Annotated in this window: 19 protein-coding genes; 1 reads left to right on the top strand and 18 read right to left on the bottom strand. The window is 48.9% G+C overall.

Annotated elements, in window-relative coordinates; genetic code table 11:
• Positions 1–369: 369 nt before the first annotated feature.
• The 10 genes from htpG to grxB form a co-directional block, all read right to left on the bottom strand.
• The gene (gene htpG / locus XMM312_RS09455) at positions 370–2,283 is read right to left on the bottom strand and encodes a molecular chaperone HtpG (RefSeq protein WP_173481501.1); all 1,914 of its coding nucleotides are present in this window, start codon (positions 2,281–2,283) and stop codon (positions 370–372) included.
• Between the two features lie 67 nt (positions 2,284–2,350).
• Positions 2,351–3,076 carry a DUF599 domain-containing protein gene (locus tag XMM312_RS09450; protein ID WP_173481502.1) on the bottom strand — a complete coding sequence of 242 codons (726 nt, stop codon included), beginning with the start codon at positions 3,074–3,076 and terminating at the stop codon, positions 2,351–2,353.
• Complete coding sequence (locus XMM312_RS09445) at positions 3,073–3,552, bottom strand: YaiI/YqxD family protein (RefSeq protein WP_217363657.1); 480 nt, start codon at positions 3,550–3,552, stop codon at positions 3,073–3,075. Before XMM312_RS09445 ends, XMM312_RS09450 begins: the two co-directional genes overlap by 4 nt.
• A gap of 10 nt (positions 3,553–3,562) precedes the next feature.
• Positions 3,563–4,651 (bottom strand): DUF2235 domain-containing protein, encoded by a 1,089-nt coding sequence (locus XMM312_RS09440; protein ID WP_173483133.1) that lies wholly within the window; start codon positions 4,649–4,651, stop codon positions 3,563–3,565.
• 44 nt (positions 4,652–4,695) lie between these two features.
• A complete protein-coding gene (locus tag XMM312_RS09435) occupies positions 4,696–6,138 on the bottom strand; it encodes a YdiU family protein (RefSeq protein WP_173489129.1) in 1,443 nt (480 codons plus the stop codon).
• Positions 6,139–6,140: 2 nt separating this feature from the next.
• Positions 6,141–6,464, bottom strand: coding sequence for a DUF3301 domain-containing protein (locus XMM312_RS09430; RefSeq protein ID WP_173484251.1), 324 nt, complete (start codon positions 6,462–6,464; stop codon positions 6,141–6,143).
• 49 nt (positions 6,465–6,513) lie between these two features.
• A complete protein-coding gene (locus tag XMM312_RS09425) occupies positions 6,514–6,849 on the bottom strand; it encodes a thiol-disulfide oxidoreductase DCC family protein (RefSeq protein ID WP_173484252.1) in 336 nt (111 codons plus the stop codon).
• A 61-nt stretch (positions 6,850–6,910) separates the two neighbouring features.
• The gene (locus tag XMM312_RS09420) at positions 6,911–8,245 is read right to left on the bottom strand and encodes a DEAD/DEAH box helicase (protein WP_173481507.1); all 1,335 of its coding nucleotides are present in this window, start codon (positions 8,243–8,245) and stop codon (positions 6,911–6,913) included.
• Between the two features lie 379 nt (positions 8,246–8,624).
• Positions 8,625–10,010, bottom strand: coding sequence for an MFS transporter (locus XMM312_RS09415; RefSeq protein WP_173481508.1), 1,386 nt, complete (start codon positions 10,008–10,010; stop codon positions 8,625–8,627).
• A gap of 127 nt (positions 10,011–10,137) precedes the next feature.
• Positions 10,138–10,788, bottom strand: coding sequence for a glutaredoxin 2 (grxB, locus tag XMM312_RS09410; RefSeq protein ID WP_173481509.1), 651 nt, complete (start codon positions 10,786–10,788; stop codon positions 10,138–10,140).
• A 114-nt stretch (positions 10,789–10,902) separates the two neighbouring features.
• Here grxB and XMM312_RS09405 point away from each other — a divergent pair, with 114 nt between their 5' ends.
• Positions 10,903–11,358: a PaaI family thioesterase gene (locus XMM312_RS09405; RefSeq protein WP_173481510.1), complete on the top strand. Its 456-nt coding sequence runs from the start codon at positions 10,903–10,905 to the stop codon at positions 11,356–11,358.
• A gap of 278 nt (positions 11,359–11,636) precedes the next feature.
• Here XMM312_RS09405 and fba read toward each other — a convergent pair whose 3' ends face one another.
• The 8 genes from fba to XMM312_RS09365 form a co-directional block, all read right to left on the bottom strand.
• A complete protein-coding gene (gene fba / locus XMM312_RS09400) occupies positions 11,637–12,671 on the bottom strand; it encodes a class II fructose-bisphosphate aldolase (protein ID WP_173489128.1) in 1,035 nt (344 codons plus the stop codon).
• A 42-nt stretch (positions 12,672–12,713) separates the two neighbouring features.
• Positions 12,714–13,376: an HAD family hydrolase gene (locus XMM312_RS09395; RefSeq protein ID WP_173489127.1), complete on the bottom strand. Its 663-nt coding sequence runs from the start codon at positions 13,374–13,376 to the stop codon at positions 12,714–12,716.
• An 11-nt stretch (positions 13,377–13,387) separates the two neighbouring features.
• The gene (gene tkt / locus XMM312_RS09390; RefSeq protein WP_173489126.1) at positions 13,388–15,406 is read right to left on the bottom strand and encodes a transketolase; all 2,019 of its coding nucleotides are present in this window, start codon (positions 15,404–15,406) and stop codon (positions 13,388–13,390) included.
• Between the two features lie 25 nt (positions 15,407–15,431).
• The gene (locus XMM312_RS09385; RefSeq protein ID WP_173481514.1) at positions 15,432–16,316 is read right to left on the bottom strand and encodes a phosphoribulokinase; all 885 of its coding nucleotides are present in this window, start codon (positions 16,314–16,316) and stop codon (positions 15,432–15,434) included.
• Positions 16,317–16,339: 23 nt separating this feature from the next.
• Positions 16,340–17,431: a class 1 fructose-bisphosphatase gene (locus XMM312_RS09380; protein ID WP_173489125.1), complete on the bottom strand. Its 1,092-nt coding sequence runs from the start codon at positions 17,429–17,431 to the stop codon at positions 16,340–16,342.
• Positions 17,432–17,468: 37 nt separating this feature from the next.
• Entirely contained in the window at positions 17,469–18,176 is a 708-nt protein-coding gene (locus XMM312_RS09375; RefSeq protein WP_173489124.1) for an HAD-IA family hydrolase, read from the bottom strand.
• Between the two features lie 169 nt (positions 18,177–18,345).
• Positions 18,346–18,654, bottom strand: a complete 309-nt coding sequence (locus XMM312_RS09370; RefSeq protein WP_173481517.1) for a hypothetical protein — start codon at positions 18,652–18,654, stop codon at positions 18,346–18,348.
• Between the two features lie 8 nt (positions 18,655–18,662).
• Positions 18,663–21,005 carry a nitric oxide reductase activation protein NorD gene (locus XMM312_RS09365; RefSeq protein WP_173484260.1) on the bottom strand — a complete coding sequence of 781 codons (2,343 nt, stop codon included), beginning with the start codon at positions 21,003–21,005 and terminating at the stop codon, positions 18,663–18,665.
• Between the last annotated feature and the right edge of the window lie 3 nt (positions 21,006–21,008).

The raw sequence follows: 21,008 nt of genomic DNA, 5'->3' as shown, positions 1-21,008 counted from the left end.
AAGTATGCAGAATCCATTGGGGCTAGAAGAAAGAGATCTTCATCAAAAGCCGGATATATGACTGCAGCTCACCTTAACCATTGGTACTTTTATCTTGCATAACGCGGGACGGACCATATATGACCTTTGGTCTGACCCAACTCTCAGCACCGGTGTCTGGCTTTAGCCTGACATCCACTCTTTAAGCGTTTTCCAGATAAACAGTAAAGTTGACAGCGGATGACAGGCTGAAGGCCAGTCACCTGAAATAGTAATCGCGGCCTTTTCAAGACCGCTCCAACTGTGCCTAATTTTGTTGGAGCGGTCTTGGAAAGGCCGCGAACAAAAAAGGCCTGACAGTGTCAGGCCTTTTTGCTTCAAGTGGAGTGTTTAAGCACTCAACTCTAACAGCAGTTTGTTCAGACGAGCTGTGTAAGCTGCTGGATCCTCTAGCTGACCGCCGGTCGCTAGTTGAGCTTGATCCAATAGAATCATTGCCAGATCAGCAAAACGATCTTCATCGGACTCTTGATCAAGCTTACCGATCAGTGGGTGCTCTGCGTTGAACTCAAAGACGGGTTTAGTCTCTGGAACTGCTTGGCCAGCCGCTTCCATGATACGACGCATCTGTAGACCCATATCGTAATCCCCAAGCACCAGACAGGCTGGAGAGTCGGTTAGACGCTGTGAGACACGGACAGAGTCGACACGGTCGGTAAATACACCGCCAAGACGTTCAATCAGTGATGCGTACTGCTCGTTCTGCTCCTCTTGAGCTTTTTTGCTCTCTTCAGACTCTTCACCATCCAGTTTCAACTCGCCTTTGGTGACGTCTTGGAACGACTTGCCTGAGTAGTCCATCAAGTGGCTCATCATCCACTCATCAATGCGATCAGTCAGAAGCAGCACTTCAATGCCCTTCTTACGGAAGATCTCTAGATGTGGGCTCGCTTTAGCCGCGTTGTAGTTATCGGCGACTAGGTAGTAGATCTTCTCTTGATCTTCGCCCATACGCTCTATGTAGCTGTCTAGGCTGACGTTCTGATCGCCGTTGCTGTTCTCGGTCGATGCAAAACGCATTAGCTTAAGAATGCGCTCACGATTCGCATGATCTTCCGCAGGGCCCTCTTTCAAGACCTGACCAAACTCTTTCCAGAACTCTAGGTACTTCTCGGCATCCTTCTTAGCGAACTTCTCGATCATATCGAGGCTTCGCTTAGTCAGAGCGGACTTCAGCTTATCAACGTTTGGATCTTTCTGAAGAATCTCACGAGAGACGTTTAGTGATAGGTTTTTCGAATCAACGACACCTTTAATGAAGCGCAGGTAGAGCGGCAAGAACTGATCCGCTTGATCCATGATAAAGACACGCTGAATGTAGAGCTTAAGCCCTTTAGGTGCTTCACGGTTCCAAAGATCATACGGTGCTTTGGACGGTAGGTAGAGAAGACTGGTGTACTCTAAGTTACCCTCAACGCGGTTGTGGGCCCAGCTAATTGGCTCCTGGAAATCATGAGAGACATGCTGGTAGAAGTTTTTGTACTCCTCCTCGGTCACCTCTGACTTGTTCTTAGTCCACAACGCCGTTGCGCTGTTAACCGTTTCGATCTCAGGCGCATCCTTTGATGACTCCTCATCACCCTCTGCCGGCATGGGTTGTTTCTCCATCTGCACAGGCATCGCGATGTGATCTGAGTATTTGGTGACTAGAGAGCGAAGGCGCCAATCGCTGGCAAACTCTTTCGCATCCTCTTTCAGAGTCATGACGATACGCGTGCCACGCTCGGGCTTGTCGATGGTTGCGATATCGAACTCGCCTTCACCCTTAGAGGACCAGTGAACACCCTCTGCCGCGTCTAAACCAGCACGACGGGTGTATAGATCAACCTGATCAGCCACAATGAATGCAGAGTAGAAACCAACACCAAACTGACCGATCAGTTGTGAATCTTTTGCAGCATCGCCGGTCAGATTTTGCAGGAAGCTAGCGGTACCTGATTTAGCGATGGTACCTAGGTGCTCAATGACCTCATCGCGCGACATACCGATGCCGTTATCTTCGATGGTAATGGTATTGTTCTCTTCATCAGCAGAGACGCGAATACGCAGTTCACCATCGTTTTCGTAGAGGTCGGCGTTAGACAAGGCTTCAAAGCGTAGCTTTTCAGCCGCATCTGAAGCGTTGGAGATCAATTCACGTAGGAAGATCTCTTTATTAGAGTATAGAGAGTGAATCATCAGCTGCAGCAGCTGTTTCACTTCGGTTTGAAAGCCAAGAGTTTCTTGTTTCGTTTCGGTTGTCATAGCTTAGACCTGAATTCCCAAGTTACTGATTAACACTCCATCAGATATGGGGGATGCCGATCTAATTTCAACCCTTGGCGTTGATATCAGTACTCATCATTAAGGTTCTTAGCGTCGAAGAGCTGAATTCACGACGATAGAGAATCCAGACAACCACTGCACACAAGAACATAAAGAGCCAGGTATTGACCATCCACCCTAGTACTGCGATGGCAAAGTAGTAGGTTCGTAGGCCGGCATTAAAGTTATTTGCCGCCATACTGGCCATGCGAGCCGAGCGTTCTGCGTGCATATCGAGAGTCCGTGGATCGGCATTCTCTTTGGGGTTGGGGCCGCCACCAATCATGACCGAGACAAATCCATACTGGCGAATAGACCAGGTGAACTTAAAGAAGGCGTATACAAACATCACCATCAGCACGATGATGCGCAGGTCCCATTGCAGTCGAGTCATCGGCTCTGTGAACGGCAGTTCAGACAGAAGGTCGATCGCCATATCAGAGCGAGAGAGCAGGGTCAGAAGGCCGGCCAAAATCAGCATGGTGGTGCTGGCAAAGAAGGTGACACCGCGCTCAAGATTGGTGATCGTTGTGGTATCAGCCACCCTCACCTCACGATCCAGCGCCGCGCGCATCCACTCCTTACGATAGAGGTGCATTAGGCTAGCCAGACAGGTAACACGATAACTGGCTCGCTTAGCGTAGATGAAATAGCCGTTAAAACAGAACAAAAACCAGATCAATGCGACCAGGTCCAGATTGAGTGAGATCAGCATCTCTAACAATGAGTTCATGCATTGCCTCCTTGCTTCACTTGACGCTGTGCTGCCGTTAAGGCGCGATCCAACGCGTTGGCAAACTCACGACGATCTGCCTGACTCATACCCGATTGGCCACCAGACTGAATACCGCTAGCGCGCATGGTTTCGTAGAAGTCACGCAGATTGAGGCGCGCTTTGATGTTCTCTTTCGTTAAGGCCTCGCCACGATGGGTAAGTACGCGAGCCCCTTTATCGATCAGATCATTAGCCAACGGCAGATCTGTAGCGATGACAAGATCACCAGCGGTCACTCGATCAACGATCTCTTGATCAGCCTGATCGGCACCCTGAGGGACTCGACGCCAGTTTAAATAGGGGGAATTAGGTAACTGATAGAAGTGGTTTGCAACGAACTCCATCTCTACTTTTCGATTGAGTGCTGCCTTGATGAGAATATCTCTAATCACCACAGGACACGCATCCGCATCAACCCAAACTTTCACACTCATTCCTTGAAATCTAAGAAGCGTTCAGTATCCCCTCTTCCCCGTCGAGAAAACAAGCCTGAAACTGATATAGATGATCAATTTCACACAATTGGTGAGAGATAGGGGAAGTCAGATGGGGCCCTACTCGATTTTTGGGACGGTAACTGGTGTTGTTCATTAACTCAAACACACTCGAATCGATCGTCTCAAAGCGATTCTGACAAGTACCTATTGGACGCCAATGGCGATCGCTAAACCAGTCATACAGCCCACCCAAAAACAGATCATAGGAGTCGTGAGGCAGTTCAAAGTTAGAGGTTTGAGTCTTCACAGACTCAGCATCCAGCTTCAGACCCGAGTGAATCAGTGACTCGCATATCCATTGATACGAATGGGTTGAGAGCGTTGAGCCTGTCCCTCCGCCAACATCCCCATGCGATCCGGCAAACCACCGCTGCTCAACACTCTGATGCTCTTCAAGCTTGGGGGACCAGAGTGTCGGTATGAAATCAGCACGATGCTCATCAATGGCCAGTGCTTGAAAGCCCCGCTTCACATTGGAAGCTAAGCGTGTGTCATGAAAGCCCCAAAGATAGCGGTTTAACTGTTTAAAGCTACCTAATGGAATGCCCAACGACCCGACAGTATCCCAAACGGCAATAGCCTCAATCTGTATCGGGGTGGCGATCTGGGCTTTGAATCGATTTTGTTCACGACGGGTGCCGCGTCTGTAGAGCTGGTAGCAGGAATCGAATTGCTCTAGATGCTCCAATCTAAGCAGACCCAATCGATCAATAAGACCTGACAGGCTTCTCGCTGCAAACGCCCCACGACTGTAGCCGACCAGGTAGACCCGATCGCCCGTTTGGTAGTGCTCCATCAACCATAGATAGGCTTCGGCTATCTTGTCAGAGAGCCCCCAACCAAAGATGCCTCCTCTAATCTGTTGCCAGGCTGAAGTACCAACGCCGGGGAGATAATGAACCTGTTGTGGAATATCTGTGTCTGAATTGTGAAGAGCCTCAACTAAGCGCACAACATGGCTGTTTTGATCGCCATCACTCAAATCCGAATCGGTTTTTTGCCAAGTACCATCAAAGGCCAGCAGTAAATTGCGCACCAGACTCTCCTATCGTTTTTGAAAGTACTGTGCGCTTTAGGTTGCTATGACGAGCAGGTTAAGAAGATTCCCTCTGCCCACTTCGGTGGAGCATCTGCATAGTCTGCCAGTGGCACATAGTACTTAGTGGGTTCACGAACCATGGCAAGCAGATGATTCACGCGTTGATAGTCACCTTGGTGAGCGTCGCGAATCGCCTCTTCACACATGTAGTTACGTAAAATATAGACAGGGTTTAAGGTTTTTGCGTAATCCAGACGTGATCTTAGTTGCTCATCTTCTGAGTGACGTACTGCATAGAATCGGCTTAACCACTCTGAATAGGATTCGGGGCTCTCTACTTCGGCACCCAAAGCGTCGCCCTTTTCTAGATTTGTTAAAGCCAGAATAAAACGATTGAGATCACCCTGCTGTTTTTCTAACAACGTGAGCATCTCATCAATTAGTGCTTTGTGGGTGACCCCTGGATTCGGTAGTGCCAATCGCTGAGAGAGCTTTGTGTAATAGGCATCAAAATAGAGCGTTGAGAATCTCTCGAGTTGAGCCTCCAAGTCGGATTTATCTATCAGAGGGATTAACGCCTGAGCTAAGGCCGCAAGATTCCACTGCATGATGCTCGGTTGATTACTGAACGCGTATCGACCTCTGTCATCGTTTTTATTAGCGATGTGGTCCGGCTCATATCGATCCATAAAGGTAAACGGACCATAGTCAAAGGTCTCTCCTATGATCGACATATTGTCGGTGTTCATGACGGCATGAACAAACCCGTAACTCTGCCACTGTGCAACCAGGTAGGCACTGCGCTCAACCACCTGTTGATACATGAACAGGTAAGGATTTTCGGCCTGTTTCGCGTCAGGGTAGTAACGATCGATCACGTAATCGGCAAGCTGTTTCAGGTCCTCATGCTGACCAGAATAGTAGAAGTACTCAAAGTGGCCAAAACGTATGTGACAGGGTGTCACCCTAAGCACTTGAGCACAGGGCTCTGCCCCATTTCGTAGGGTAAACTCCTCACTGCCAAAAATAGCCAGCGCACGTGTGGTGGGAATACCCAAGCCAAACATCGCTTCACTGACAAGGTACTCACGAATACTGGAGCGAAGTACCGCTTTGCCATCAGCAAAGCGCGAATAGGCGGTTTTACCCGCCCCTTTAAGGTGGAGATCCCATCGATTGCCAGCAGGGTCTAGATGCTCGCCGAGCAAGATACCACGCCCATCACCGAGATCTGGGTTATAGACACCGAACTGGTGTCCAGTGTATTTCATGGCCAAGGGTTCAGCACCCTCTGGGCCCTGCTCAGTGGTGAAAGTTTCCACCAGCTGACTGGGCGCCCATTCACAGGGATTTAGCCCTAATGCTTGAGCCAGTGGTGCATTGAAGCTGATTAAATGAGTGTTCTTTAACGGAGTGACAGAGACCGACTGATACCAGTGAGAGGGTAAACGGGCATAGCTGTTATCGAAATTGAGCTTAGACATGGCTAATCCTCAAACTTATGAGCCTCTGAGGTAATACTCTCTAGACGATTGCCAAGCAGAACCACTTGGCCACGGTAGCGCTGATCGCCGGTCGTGGTGAACTCAAACTGATATCGACGCCAGGGTGCCAAGCGACCTCTATCATCTCGTTTTAACCAAAGCGCACGCAGAGATACGTTTTGGTCCAACAACTGCAGATTCAACTTGTTGCAGTAACTCTCAACCGCTTTCAGTGCGCGCTCTCTAACGGCTAGGCCTTTGTACCAAACATAGATAACACCAGCGACTAGAGTCAGGAGAAAGAGATCGGTAAGTTCAATAAACACGCTGATGACCTATAAAGTGTGAGAATGTCGACAGTCTAATCAAGCATCTTTATTTAGTATAGAGTCGATCGTATCGCCAACGTGCCCAGCGCTTATAAGCCAGATTGACTATGGGCTTGATGATTGGCCAACCAAGGATGCGCCAAATCCAGCCCCAGCGGGTATGCTGCCAAGCGGCTATGTTCGCATCGATTCCAGTTACCCACTGGTCACCACGCTGCAGATGAAGAACCTTAAGCATGTTAATACGCTCCTCTTCTGTCAGTTGATCCGATAACTCATGGATATCTTGGAGTTCTAACTGTTCGCCCTTAATGACTGCCAACTTATCCATCTCGGCAACACAGAGCGAACATTTTCCGTCGTAGTAGAGTGTCTCTTTCATGTAATAAGATACGAAACACTTCTCAAAGCGGATGACCGGATAACCTGTCGATTAAAACAGATTACAGATCGCGGTTGACTGGCTTTTTGCGATTGCCACCAAAACGGCGAGGTTTACGTTTGGGTGTACCATCAGCCGGTCTATTGCGCCTTGGCTGATTTTGACGCGGTGCTGGTTGTGCTGATGCACCCTCCGCTTTCTGCTTTGGCTTTTTAGGTTTTTTCGGCTTCAACGGCGGTTGTAGCTTAGATTCTGGCAGTGGGTTGTTCGGCGCAAATCCCTTCAAGTCGCGACGTTCCAGAAGTTTCTGCGTCAAGCGCTCGATCGCTCGAAGCTGATCAAACTCATCAATTGAGACCAGTGATACCGCCTGACCCACACTGCCGGCACGACCGGTACGGCCGATACGGTGTACATAATCTTCTGCCACGTTGGGAAGATCAAAGTTAATCACGTGAGGCAGCTCTTTGATATCGATACCGCGTGCCGCAATGTCGGTAGCTACAAGGATCTGAATATCGCCCTGTTTAAAGGCCTGCAATGCACGCGTGCGAGCACCCTGACTCTTATTGCCATGGATAGCCGCTGCAGTAATACCCGCCTTATCCAGCTGAACGACTAGACGGTTTGCACCATGCTTAGTTCGGCTGAAGACCAGTACCTGAAACCAGTTGTTAGTCTTGATCAAATCGATGAGAGCCGCTGTCTTGCTCTTCTTATCAACCCCAATGACCCACTGCTCAACGGTGTGAGCGGTCGCATTTTCTGGTGATACCGAGACCTCTACTGGGTTGTTGACGATGTCGTGAGCCAGCTCTTTGATCTCTGGGGAGAAGGTCGCAGAGAACATTAGGTTTTGACGCTGTTTAGGCAGCAGGTTAAGGATCTTGCGAATGTCACGAATAAAGCCCATATCGAGCATGCGATCCGCTTCATCTAATACCAGCACTTCAAGCTGATCAAAACGAACTGCATTCTGCGAGTAGAGATCTAAAAGACGACCCGGTGTCGCGATCAATATGTCCGTGCCAGAGCGAAGCTTTTGCATCTGTGGGTTGATCTTAACCCCACCAAAAACCACATTGCTCTTGAGGTCGGTGTATTTGCCATAGAACTCAGCATTGTCTTGGATCTGAGCCGCCAGTTCACGAGTCGGTGTCAGCACTAATGAACGAACATTGTTGCTTTTTACCTTAGGGCCAGATTGCAATCTCTCGAGCAGAGGCAGAATAAAGCTAGCAGTTTTACCCGTTCCCGTTTGCGCAGCCGCCATAACGTCCTTACCGGACATCACGGCAGGAATGCCTTCACGTTGAATAGGAGTCGCTTCTGAATAGCCTTTTTCAGCTATTGCACGGGTAAGAGGAGCCGAAAGGCCAAGAGATTCGAAAGACATGAGGACACTCAAAATATTAAGGCGCGCACAGTAACATAAAGCGTGGCCAGGCACACGTGAAAAACCATTGTGCTCGTTCTCAGTCGGACGGGGACTACTGGCACGAGATTTGAATCTGGCACCCCGTTCCCCGTCCGACTGAGAACGAGCTAACCTGAATAGGCGAAGCGATGTTTTTGACATTTCGCTTCGACCTTAGGGCTAGCTCCAGTAGGACTCCGTTGCGGGCTTATCGCGAAGTCAAATTGTAGGAGGGAATTCAGCTCTGCTGAAACCCCGATCGATTTCAACAGCGGGTGACAGGCTGAAAGCCAGTCACCATAGTTCGTAGGAAGATCAGCGCTCCAGTGACTGGCTTTAGCCTGTCACCTGCTTCAATTTAAACCTTTCTCCACGAGAACCAAGCCGCTAGCAGTGCGGTTAGCAACGATACTATCAGGGCATTGGTTGTGACACTTTCGAGAAGCTGTGGATCAGACTCCCCTATTGCGGCGCCAGCAAAGTAGAGTCCTAGTAACAGGGTAATCACCGCCATTCCGATCAACTGGCCACTCTGTCTCGATAGACTGAGGATGGCTGAGCCTATACCCATTCGCTCTGCAGGGAGTGTTGCCAGTGCGGCGGAGTTGTTTGGGGTAGAGAACATGCCATGGCCCGTTCCAATCACCATTATACAGAGCCCGATCACCCAAAGTGGTGTCTCGTGATTCATCAACGCTAACGCCAGTAAGCCAAGGGCTATGGACAAACTTCCTCCCGTCGCCAGTAGACGGTGCCCTATTCGATCAGAGACGCGTCCTGCCAGAGGCGCGATGATCGTCATCATCAACGCTTGAAGCATCATCAGCTGCCCAGTATCCGTTGGCGACAGTTGGCGGTTGTATTGCAGATAAAGTGACAAAATCAGGACAATGCCGTACTGGCTGGCGTACATAAACATGGCCGCGGTTGCAGAGTTGATGAAGGTTTTATTCTTCATCATCAAGTCGATTCTCACCAGTGGAAATGCCTGTTTGCCAGACCATTTGATGAAGAGATAACCCAGACCTACTCCTAAGAGTGCAAGCAACCAACCGTTGAGTTCAATCAGGCGAGTACTGCCAAAATAGAGAGCTGCAATGGCGGCTGAGAAAATGGCTGTACCGACCCAGTCGATCTTATGCTTTTCACTGCTTTTCCATTCACCCGGAATAAACAGTCGAATCGATAAAATGACCCCTAGCAATATCGGTACCGGCAATATAAACACAGATCGCCAGCCAAACAGATCGACCAACCAGCCACCTATTAGCGGGCCTGCAGTCATGCCGAGATAGACGGCTGATGTCATCCAACCCAAAGCGGCCCCTCGTCCACCTGCTGCGTAGATACGGGAGATCATGGCCATACCCGCGCTGGCTAGGATAGCCCCGGCAGCCCCCTGTACTACCCGCCCTGCTAGCAGTATTTCAATATTGGGTGCAAAAGCCGCCATGGCGCCACCCAACGCAAAGAGACCACAACTGATGAGGAAAGCCTTTTTAAGACCGATTAGATCCGATAGACGACCGCCTGGCAGTTGTGAGATCAAGCTCACCAGAAGGAAGATGGCTGGTATCCAACTGATCAATACCGCATTGACTTGAAGGTCTTGAGCAATGGCAGGTAGTGCGACCAGAGATGCCGACACGGCTAAAGGAAATTGCAGAATCGCTAGACTGAGGATAATCAGTGCTTTAAGTCGAGCTTTTGAATAACGCTGATAGTAACGCGCAAACTGTGTCATCTAACGTCCTTGTGAAAAATTTTAGCCATCAGCTAAATGTCAGCTTTGCACACTATTATGAACCCAGCTGTTGTAAACACCCCTTTGAGAGGGTGAAGCCCTTTCCCCTCTCTTCTTTTTTCTTCCCTTAGATGGCTCGGTCTGTGTAGAGCTCAACATTGGTCAGTTTTGCTACTTCATTGATGTAATCTACAACCTGCGTGGGCATCTGAAGATCTTTGATTACGGTTAAGTTGCGCAACATTGGAAAAATCATAACGTCATCCCAGCTAAGCTGCCCACCTCTATCCGAAGGCTTAATCAGCTTAGGCAAATCATTTAAAACCTGCTCTACAAGGGCTTGGTGTTCAGCTGTATTGTCCAGAGCTTGCTCAAAACTGCATTCAATCATTGCTTCCTTGTTTACGCGATAAAAATCAATTGCCGATTGAGTTTCAAACTCAGGCAAACCGATCTGTACATTGCGAGGAAAAAGCAGTGAGAAAATCGCGCGATTAACTGACATCAGTGGTTGTGTGAAACGATCAGAATCACCACCTTCGACAATTACCTGATCAGCACTGCCTAACTCATCCAACTTATGAGCGATATCAAGACTCTCCCCCATAGATTGGCCATCAATCTCTAATATCGGCACCATTTTATTGCCAACACGCTCAATACAGCTGTCGGCATCGTCATTCAGCAGGTAAATCGACTCAAAATTAACCTGTTTGTATTTAGCGACCATGTCAGCACGAACACAGAATGGACAATGATCATATTGGAAAAGCTTCATAACACCTCTCTTACATCGGGGATGGCTTATTAGAGCACAACTTATCCATCAGTATGTATCAACCTAGATAAGATAATTGCTATTCTCTATTCAAAGATGTGAGAAGGAGTCTCAATGAAACAAGCCATTCAAGATCTCTATCCAGAGAGCCATAGCCACTGTTTTGGCTGTGGTCGATCAAACGCGGATGGATGGCACCTGAAAAGTTATGTAACAGGTGACACAACTCTAGCTCACTTCACGCCAGAGCCTCAGTACAGTGGTGGTGTTCCTGGACACCTCTACGGCGGCGCGGTCGCTTCCCTACTCGACTGCCACGGCACTGCATCCGCGGCCGCTTTCAGCTACCTTCAGAAGCATGAAACACTCGAAAAAGATGCAAAGATTCAACGCCACGTTACAGGGCAATTAAATATTAAATACATCGCCCCCACTCCAATGGGCGTAGAGTTAGAGCTGCATGGCGAGCTGCTATCCATCGAGGGGCGTAAAGTGCGAGTTAAGTTGACCTTATCCGCCAATGAAACGCTCTGTGCAGAGGCTGAGATGGTTGCGTTTGGCGTTGAGTAATTGTTGGAGCGGTCTTGTAAAGGCCGCGATTGGTATTCATTAGAGTTTATCTGAAAGCAACAGTGACTGGCTTCAGCCTGTCATCTGCTTTTTCGGTGTTTTCCAGATAGGCATTAAATTCTCACGGCGGATGACAGGCTGAAGGGCAGTCACCGTCAATACCGCTCACACAAAGAAGAAGGCTAGCCGACGCCAGTCGGATAGAAATACTTTTGATCTTAGGAGATATCGCGGCCTTTTCAAGACCGCTCCAACGTTTTGAATGGATCTTGGGTCGATTAGTATCGACCCGCCATGTCATCCATTGAGATCGGTTTGATCTTACTGCCCTGTCCGGCACAGCCGAAGGCTTCGAAACGATCTTTGACGATACCTGAGGCTGCATCGCGGGCTGCGGCTAGGAATTTACGTGGGTCAAACTCGCTCTTCTTCTCGGCCATCATACGGCGCATAGCACCGGTCATTGCCAAGCGAATGTCGGTATCAATGTTGACCTTACGAACACCGTTTTGAATCCCTTTAACGATCTCCTCTACAGGGACACCGTAGGTCGGTTTCAACTCGCCACCAAACTCACGAATGATCGCTAACCACTCCTGTGGCACGCTGGAACTACCGTGCATCACCAGATGGGTGTTCGGGATTGCTTTATGAATCGCCGCGACACGATCAATTGCGAGAATATCGCCCGTCGGTGGGCGTGTAAATTTGTACGCACCGTGGCTGGTACCAATCGCAATTGCTAGGGCATCGACGCCAGTTTTCTCAACAAAGTCTTTAGCTTCATCAGGGTCGGTCAGCATTTGATCATGGCTCAAAATACCCTCAGCACCCTGACCATCCTCTTCACCGGCTTCACCCGTCTCTAGCGAACCCAGACACCCTAGCTCACCCTCAACCGATACGCCAACGACATGCGCCATTTCACAGACTTGTCGGGTCACCTCGACGTTGTATTCATAAGTCGATGGCGTTTTACCATCACTCATTAACGAACCATCCATCATGACACTGGAGAAGCCAGAACGAATCGACTGCATACAGACTGCAGGTGATGCACCGTGATCCTGATGCAGGACAACCGGAAGATCTGGGTGAGTCTCGATAGCCGCCAAAATCAGATGGCGAAGATAAGCTTCACCGGCGTAGGTGCGAGCGCCAGCAGATGTTTGCAGAATCACAGGACTGTCTGTGGCCTGCGCTGCTTGCATGATCGCTTGCACCTGTTCAAGGTTGTTTACGTTAAACGCAGGAACGCCGTAGCTATTCTCTGCGGCGTGATCAAGTACCTGACGTAGGGATACAAGTGCCATTATTTACCTCCGAAGAGTCGATTAAGTTGTTGAATTGATGGGTTAAACCACCAACTCTGAAAAGTCTTGAATGACGCGATCGGGGTTAGCCGATTCAATCGGTTCACCCATGTTGTAACCGTAAGGAAGCAACCAAACATCAATGCCTGCATTACGCGCCGTAGCCGCATCGATCGAGGAGTCACCCACAAACAGTGCATCCTCTGCTGAGATTTGCCATTGCTCAAGGCAGTCTAAAATTGACGTTGGGTCAGGCTTCTTAACGGGAAAACTGTCACCACTGACTACAATGTCGAAGAGTTCCGTTAAGCCGTGAGCCGCTAACACACGATCGGTGTATCGGCTCTCTTTATTGGTGACCACTGCCAACTTGACCCCTTCAGACCCCAGCTTTTTAACCACCTCTAAAACATGTGGATAGAGGTAACTGGTGGTACCGCAGCAGCGTTGATAGTGCTTATCAAAAACAGGTAGTGCGCCTGCCAAAATAGGTCCAGACTCAATCTCTTCAATGGATTGGTTGTGGATGTACGCCAAGGCTTTAATCAACAGCGCACGTGTGCCGTGCCCTATCCACGAGTTGACCTGTTCTTGAGTCACCCTTGCATAACCACACTCTTCTAGGGTGGCATTGGTGGCATCATAGATCTCCGGCGCCGTCTCGACTAAGGTACCGTCAAGATCAAATAACATCGCTTTATACATTTCTGTTACCCCTAAACTCGCTGGCGAACAGCATCAGCAACTGCGTTAGCAGTAATGCCGAAGTACTCATAGAGAACAGGAGCCGGTGCTGAATCACCAAAGCTGTCGATGCCTACAACACCACCTTTTCTGCCCACATATTTGCGCCAGAAATCGGTATGCGCTGCTTCCACTGCAACCGCAGGAAGGTCCGATGGAATCGTCTGCTCTTGGTAATCTTCAGATTGGCGATCAAACAGATTGGTACAAGGCATTGAGACAACGCGAGTTGAGATACCCTCAGCGGCTAATGTCTCTTGAGCTTGCAACGCTAACTGCACTTCAGAACCGGTTGCCATGATCACCGCTTGTGGACTGGCCATATCAGAGAGGATGTATCCGCCTTTGCGAACTTTGTCTGCATCAGAGGCCTCTTTAAGTAATTTAGGCATCCCCTGTCGTGATAGCGCTAGAGCAGAGGGACCATCCTGTCGCTCAACCGAGTACGCCCATGCCGTGGCCGTTTCAAGGGCATCACAAGGACGCCAGACATCAAGTCCAGGAATAATGCGTAAGCTTGGAACGTGCTCGATACTCTGGTGTGTTGGGCCATCTTCACCCAGACCAATCGAGTCATGAGTAAAGACATGAACCACACGCTGTTTCATCAGTGCAGCCATTCGAATCGCATTACGAGAGTAATCACTAAAGGTAAGGAAGGTACCGCCATAGGGTAGGTAGCCACCATGCAGTGCCATACCGTTCATAATCGCAGCCATACCAAACTCACGAACCCCGTAGGAGAGGTGGTTACCCCAGGTATCTCGACCCGCATAGGTGGCTGTTTTGAAGTTTGTCAGGTTCGAACCGGTCAAATCAGCACTGCCGCCAAAAAACTCTGGAACAAGAGGTGCGATAGCATCTAGCGCATTTTGACTCGCTTTACGAGTCGCTACGTCCCCTTCTGCTGCAGCAATCTGAGCCATGACATCGGCAATATTAGATTGATACTCGTCGCTCAACTCACCGGTCATACGACGTTTGAATTCCGCCGCTTTTTCAGGGAATGCCTTAGCATACTCAGCGAATCGGTGATCCCATTCCGCTTCAGCGGCTCTGCCTGAATCAGTGCAGTCCCAAGCGCTCTTCACGTCACTAGGAATCTCAAATGGCGCATGATTCCAATTCAGTGCAGCGCGTGTCGCAGCGACCTCGTCGGCACCCAGTGCGGCACCATGAACGTCGTGTGTACCGACCTTATTGGGCGACCCTTTACCGATTTCGGTTTTAGTACAAATCAATGTAGGTTTGCCATCAGCTAATACTGCTTGAGCTTTGGCTGCACGAATCGCTGCATCGACAGCTGACGCATCGTGACCGTTTACATCACGAATCACATTCCAACCATAAGCTTCAAAACGTGCCGGCGTATCATCCGCAAACCAGCCTTCGACGTGGCCATCAATCGAGATACCGTTGTCGTCGTAGATCGCGATGAGCTTAGACGTTCTCAGAGTCCCAGCCAGAGAGCAGACCTCGTGACTGATCCCCTCCATCATGCAACCATCACCCAAGAAACAGTAGGTGAAATGGTCCACTATGGCGTGCCCTGATTCATTAAACTCTGCCGCCAACATCTTCTCGGCAAGTGCCAAACCGACAGCATTCGAGATACCCTGACCTAATGGACCCGTCGTAGTCTCCACACCCGCTGTAATGCCCACCTCAGGGTGTCCTGGTGTCTTAGAGTGCAGTTGACGGAACTGTTTAAGTTCATCGATAGGAAGATCGTAGCCCGTTAAATGCAGCAGAGCATAGATCAACATTGAACCGTGACCATTGGAGAGTACAAAACGGTCACGGTCTGGCCAATGTGGATTGGCAGGACTGTGTTTCAAGTGACGGTTCCAAAGAACCTCTGCAATTTCTGCCATTCCCATCGGTGCACCAGGGTGACCCGATTTTGCGGCTTCTACTGCATCGATCGCTAGAAAGCGAATCGCATTGGCCATCTCATTTGCCATAGCGGCATTCGGTGCTGTTCTGTTCATCTGTTGCTCCTAGTTAGCGACGGCCTTAACCACGACCCAAGGCACGATTACGACGTTCCATCATGCGCCATACAAACGGTGTGAAGATCAACTGCATTGCAAGCTCCATCTTGCCACCAGGGACAACAATGGTATTGGCACGTGACATGAAGCTATTGCCAATCATGTTCAAGAGATACTGAAAGTCGATCCCCTTAGGATTAGCAAAGCGGATGATCACCATGCTCTCATCGGCAGAAGGGATGTCCCTAGCGATGAAAGGGTTAGAAGTGTCTACCATCGGTACGCGTTGGAAGTTCACATGCGTATGTTCAAATTGAGGGCAGATGTAGTTAATGTAATCAGGCATGCGACGCAGAATCGTATCCGTTACCGCTTCAGCACTGTAACCACGCTGATTCTTATCGCGCCAAAGCTTCTGAGTCCACTCAAGGTTGATGACGGGAACCACACCGATACGTAGATCTGGGTACTGGGCTATATCGTTCTGTTCAGTTTTCACCGCGCCGTGCAGGCCTTCATAGAAAAGTATATCGGTATCTTTATCGATCTCTTCCCAAGGGGTAAAGGTGCCTGGCTCTTGTCCGTAAGGCTCAGCCTCATCTTGGTTGTGCAGGTAGAGGCGTTTTTTACCGGTACCCGTTTCAGAGTAGCTTTTAAACAGACCTTCGAGCTCATCAAATAGGTTGTTCTCTGGACCAAAGTGGCTGAGATGTTTATTGCCCGCTGCATCGGCTTGCGCCAACTGCTTCTTCATCTCAGTACGATCGTAACGGTGGAAACTATCGCCTTCGACAATCGCGGCTTTAACATTTTCACGGCGAAAGATATTAGAGAATGTCCGAGTAACGGTTGAAGTACCTGCACCTGATGAGCCGGTAATCGCAATAATTGGGTGACGTTCTGACATAATGTTTCTCCAGGTCCAGTAACTTAATCGCGGAATAGACTGCGTTCAGCAAAGAGCGGCATATCTTCGCCTTTCTCTTCAATCGGTTCGTTGTGGTAACGCTCGATGCGCTCGACCTCGTTTTTAGAACCAAACACCAACCCTATGCGTTGGTGAAGCTCGGTCGGTTTCACATCCAGCATGGGGTAGCTGCCTGTACTGGCACGGCCACCGGCTTGCTCGATAATCATTCCGACAGGGTTCGCCTCATAAAGCAGTCTTAACTTACCGGCTTTGCTAGGATCTTTAGTGTCACGTGGGTACATGAATACACCGCCACGCATTAGGATACGATGCGCCTCCGCTACCATCGAAGCGATCCAACGCATGTTGAAGTCTTTACCGCGCGGACCGGTCGATCCCGCTAGACACTCATCTACATAACGTTTAACGGGCGCTTCCCAGAAACGGCTATTAGAGGTGTTAATCGCAAACTCTTGAGTATCTTCAGGAATGGTGATGCTGGGGTGCGTCAACATAAACTCGCCCAAGGCAGGATCAAGAGTGAAACCAACCACTCCGTTGCCCACCGTAAGAATCAGCATGGTCGAGGGACCATAAAGCGCGTATCCCGCCGCAACCTGTTGTGATCCGGGCTGTAAAAACACCTCCTCCTGAATAGGAGTGGTTGCATCATCCGGTGCACGAAGAATCGAGAAAATACTGCCCACCGAGACGTTCACATCAATATTCGATGAACCGTCGAGTGGATCAAAAACAATCAGGTAGCGTCCTTTCGGATTCCCCTCTGGAATGTCCAGTGCCTCATCCATCTCCTCAGAGGCCATACCAAGAAGATGCCCGCCCCACTCTGTCGTCTTGATGAAAATATCATTACTGAGCACATCCAGTTTTTTCTGAGCCTCACCCTGGACATTGATACTGCCGCCAGCATCTTCATTGTGCTCACCGTGCAGGCCCGCTAATTCACCATAGGCTACGGCTTTAGCGATCTGCTTACAGGCCATCGCCACATCCAAAATCAAAGCGTTAAAATCACCGCTGGCACTTGGGTAACGACGACGCTCTTCGATTAGGTATTGAGTTAAGGTCGTTCTATTGGTTCTAAATGGCATATCAGTTGCCTCTTATTATTTTTAAAAATCGGTATCGTTAAGCGATCAGTTGAGCCAACTGCTCTAAACTCACATCGTTTAATGTAGGAACAATTAGGTCAGCCCCAGTGAAATCATGGTGCTTGGAAAACTCATTAGGGGTTATGACCGTAGCCAAACCTGCGTCTTTAGCCGCTCGCAACCCATTGTTGGTATCTTCAATGGCTATTGCCTCTGCCGCAGAGACACCAAGACGCTCCAGCGCTTGAAGGTAGACACTGGGGTCCGGTTTTTTATTCGGAGCAGTTTCTGCGTTTTCGACAACGGTGAACGTCTCTTGCCAGTCATTACCCATGGCGTGAGTGAGCAGTGCTTCTATATTGGCTGGACTGGTCGTTGTGGCGATGGCTAGCTTTAAACCAGCAGACTTCGCCGCTTTAATTAGCTCTAAAACACCAGGGCGCATTGCAACCTCTCCGCAAGCGACCATCTCTTCATAACGAGCGGTTTTAGTGGCATGTAGCTCTGGAATGATTGAGTCGATGCGCTCTTCACTGACTTGAACACCTCGATCAGGCCGTTGGTTCCAGTAGTGACGAATTCGCTCTTTGCCGCCCGAGACTTCAAGTAGCTCTGTATAGGTCTCTAGATCCCATAACCAAGTGAGGCCCGCTGATTCAAAGGCATAGTTGAAAGCAGCCATATGCGCCATTTCGGTGTCTGCCAATGTACCGTCGACATCAAAAATTAACGCTTTAAGTGCCATTTAATACCTTCAGTTATATTCTTATGTTTATTTTCTATTAACTAAGAGTATTCAGTGTGCTAAGTAAGCGCAATTAAAATGAGGTTATATTAGGATTAAGAAATCACTTAACTAACAACCGACGTAAAAAAGCCCCGATGCTTTTACATCGAGGCTTACTAAATAAAAGTTAATCTGCCATCAAATCTCTATCCGCGTCCCACCCCTTTGATTTTGCATGAACAATGGCTTGTTCTTGAATATGTAGGTAACGCACTCGGATCTCATCTGGCAACTGACTGACAGAAAATCCATAATTCTCCCACTCATCATTGACCTGACGCCAGAGTGTCTCCAGCCCCTGCACTAACCAACCCTCACAACTTTCCGTTTCCGGAATCAAACCAAAAGCCCAAGCATCCCTGATGATTTTTCCGGTATCGGTCATCCCTCCGTAAAGGTCATTGTGAATGCCGACGTATGTTTTTGATTTTTGCATAACGACTCCTAACAGGTCAGGCTGGCAAATAAGCTGGGTAGCTTTTCTGGCAGACGATCAACGTTATCGACCACCGTATAGTTATTGGCCCCAAAAATTCGTTTAACATAACTATCAGCATTGGGGTCTAAGGTTAAGCAATAGGTTAAAACACCTTGGCTGTACAGCTCTTCGACAGCTTTCTTGGTATCGTGCCTAAGGTGTTGGGGATCACGCTCATCGATATCAGCTGGTTCCCCATCTGTGACCAACAGGAGCAGCTTGCGGCGTTCAGGTTGTTTCATCAAAAGACTTCCAGCATGTCGCATGGCTGCTCCCATACGAGTTGACAGCCCTCCCGTCATTCCTGCAAGACGACTTTTTGCTTCGTCATTAAAGCTCTGATTAAAATCTTTAAATTTAAAGTATTGAACATCGTGTCGACCATCAGAAGCGAATCCATGTATCGAAAAAGGATCACCGATGCCATTGATCGCGCTTGAAACTAGCGTCGCTGCTTCACGCGTCAACTCAAGCACACTTTTATCAGATCCCTCCATGGTCTCATTCGTCGACTCAGATAGGTCCAACAATACAGTCACTGCAAGATCGCGATTTTTGACAACATTACGCATTGTGATTCTGGGGTTGGGTTGTTCACCCATTCTGATGGCAATCATCGCATCGATGGCCGCATTCAGATCAATCTCATCACCATCTTCCATATTTCGCTCTCTTTGAACGCCATCCGGTGAGAGAAGATCAACAACCTGTTTAATTTTCTGCACTATCGGCTTATGTTCTTGAAAGATCCGATCAATCGTTTCTGGATCCCCTTTTTGAGCTCTTTTTTCGTACACCGTTGCCCAATCGGGTCGGTATAACTGCACCTGATAATCCCACTCCTGATAGTGGTATGGATCTGAAATAGGCTCTTTACCCCAGCGGTCATTAAAAGACTCGGTCGCTTCACCTGCATCCTCATAAGGCATGAACTCTGTCGCGCATACCCAAACTTCTTGGGCATCATCGCCCGCTAGCTCACAGTCCACCTCATTCGCCATTTCGACGGCACTGACATACTTTCTTACCTGTCGTTGCGAAGCGGGAATATACTCCAGACCATGCTCAGCTAGATTGAAAGGCTCAAACTCCCAAACAAAACGATTATCATCACGATAAGGTGTGCGCATGGACTGCAGAATACGTAGACTGGGCACCTCTTTACGGTCATCAAACAGAGCAAAAAGCGCCAGTCCTAACTGAAAGCTGATTTCAGAAGAGTCTTTTTTAGCAGAAATTTCATGATGAAACTTAGCCGATAATTCATTCAACTCTGGGTCGTCTGATCTTACTGTTTCATCCATCAGCATCAATGCAAACTGACCCAACCGCTGTAAGGTTGGGTGTTCCTCACGGCCCTCCGGCTCAATTGACAGTAACGCTTGCCAAGTGGAACGCAGTCCAGGAAAGTCTTGCATCGCACAATACTCAACCCTGGCATCTTCGATCAATGCGATAAAGAACATCTGCGCCTGACTAAGGCCGCTAGCATCCATTCGGTCAGTCGTATAACTCATATGAGCAGCAGCGTGTGCCACTTGAGCACGATATAACGAGACGCCATCCACCTGGTTGAGATCATCAACCGCATCTGGCAAATGCATAACATGATGTTCAATGTAAGGTTTAAAGTCTTCGTAATCTGCCGAGGTGGGACGAAGAAAAAAATCTCTTCCCCATAAAGCCCTTAAGTAAAAATTTAATTTGCGTTGCGCATCAATAAACAGCGTACCCTTGCGCTCTTGTTGCAGCATTTTTTGACTATCAGCGGTCTTGAGCTCGAAATAACTGACTAGATTAACAAAATCTCTTCGATAAGCATCCGCCCCAAAGTTAGCCCAACGTCGAAGTCCTGAAAGCGTCAGCTTTGATAGCAGCTCATCCATATGATTCAGCATCGGCCTAAGGCCGCGAGCTGCCTTAGCAGACAATTGATGGATGAGAGTAAGGTACCCTCTCAGCAATTCAGGATCACCAAGACGATTTGCAGCAATCGGCAGGGATTGCAATAACAGAGTAATGACTTCACCAGAGGTCATCGAAGCGAGTTTCATGGCTGCATGAATACAGTCACTCATGACATCCTCACCACACTCTTTCACGACCTGTGGCATGCATTCAATAAACGCGATCACGAGCTCTTTACCACGACCTAGATTCGCCAAACTCTGTGCACCCTCAAGATAGTCTTGTAAGGCAGGCGATGACATCACTCGTGCGGCTTCATGAAAGTGACTCTCTAAAACATCGTTCATTTCTGGAGCGATGCTCTCAAGAGATTGACGATACTGGTCCATGTCGATACTCATCGG

It is taken from the genome of Marinobacterium sp. xm-m-312 (assembly GCF_013283295.1).
GTDB lineage: Bacteria > Pseudomonadota > Gammaproteobacteria > Pseudomonadales > Balneatricaceae > Marinobacterium_E.
The sequence above is the reverse complement of the archived record's forward strand: the minus strand, read 5'-3'. Positions and strand labels throughout refer to the sequence as shown.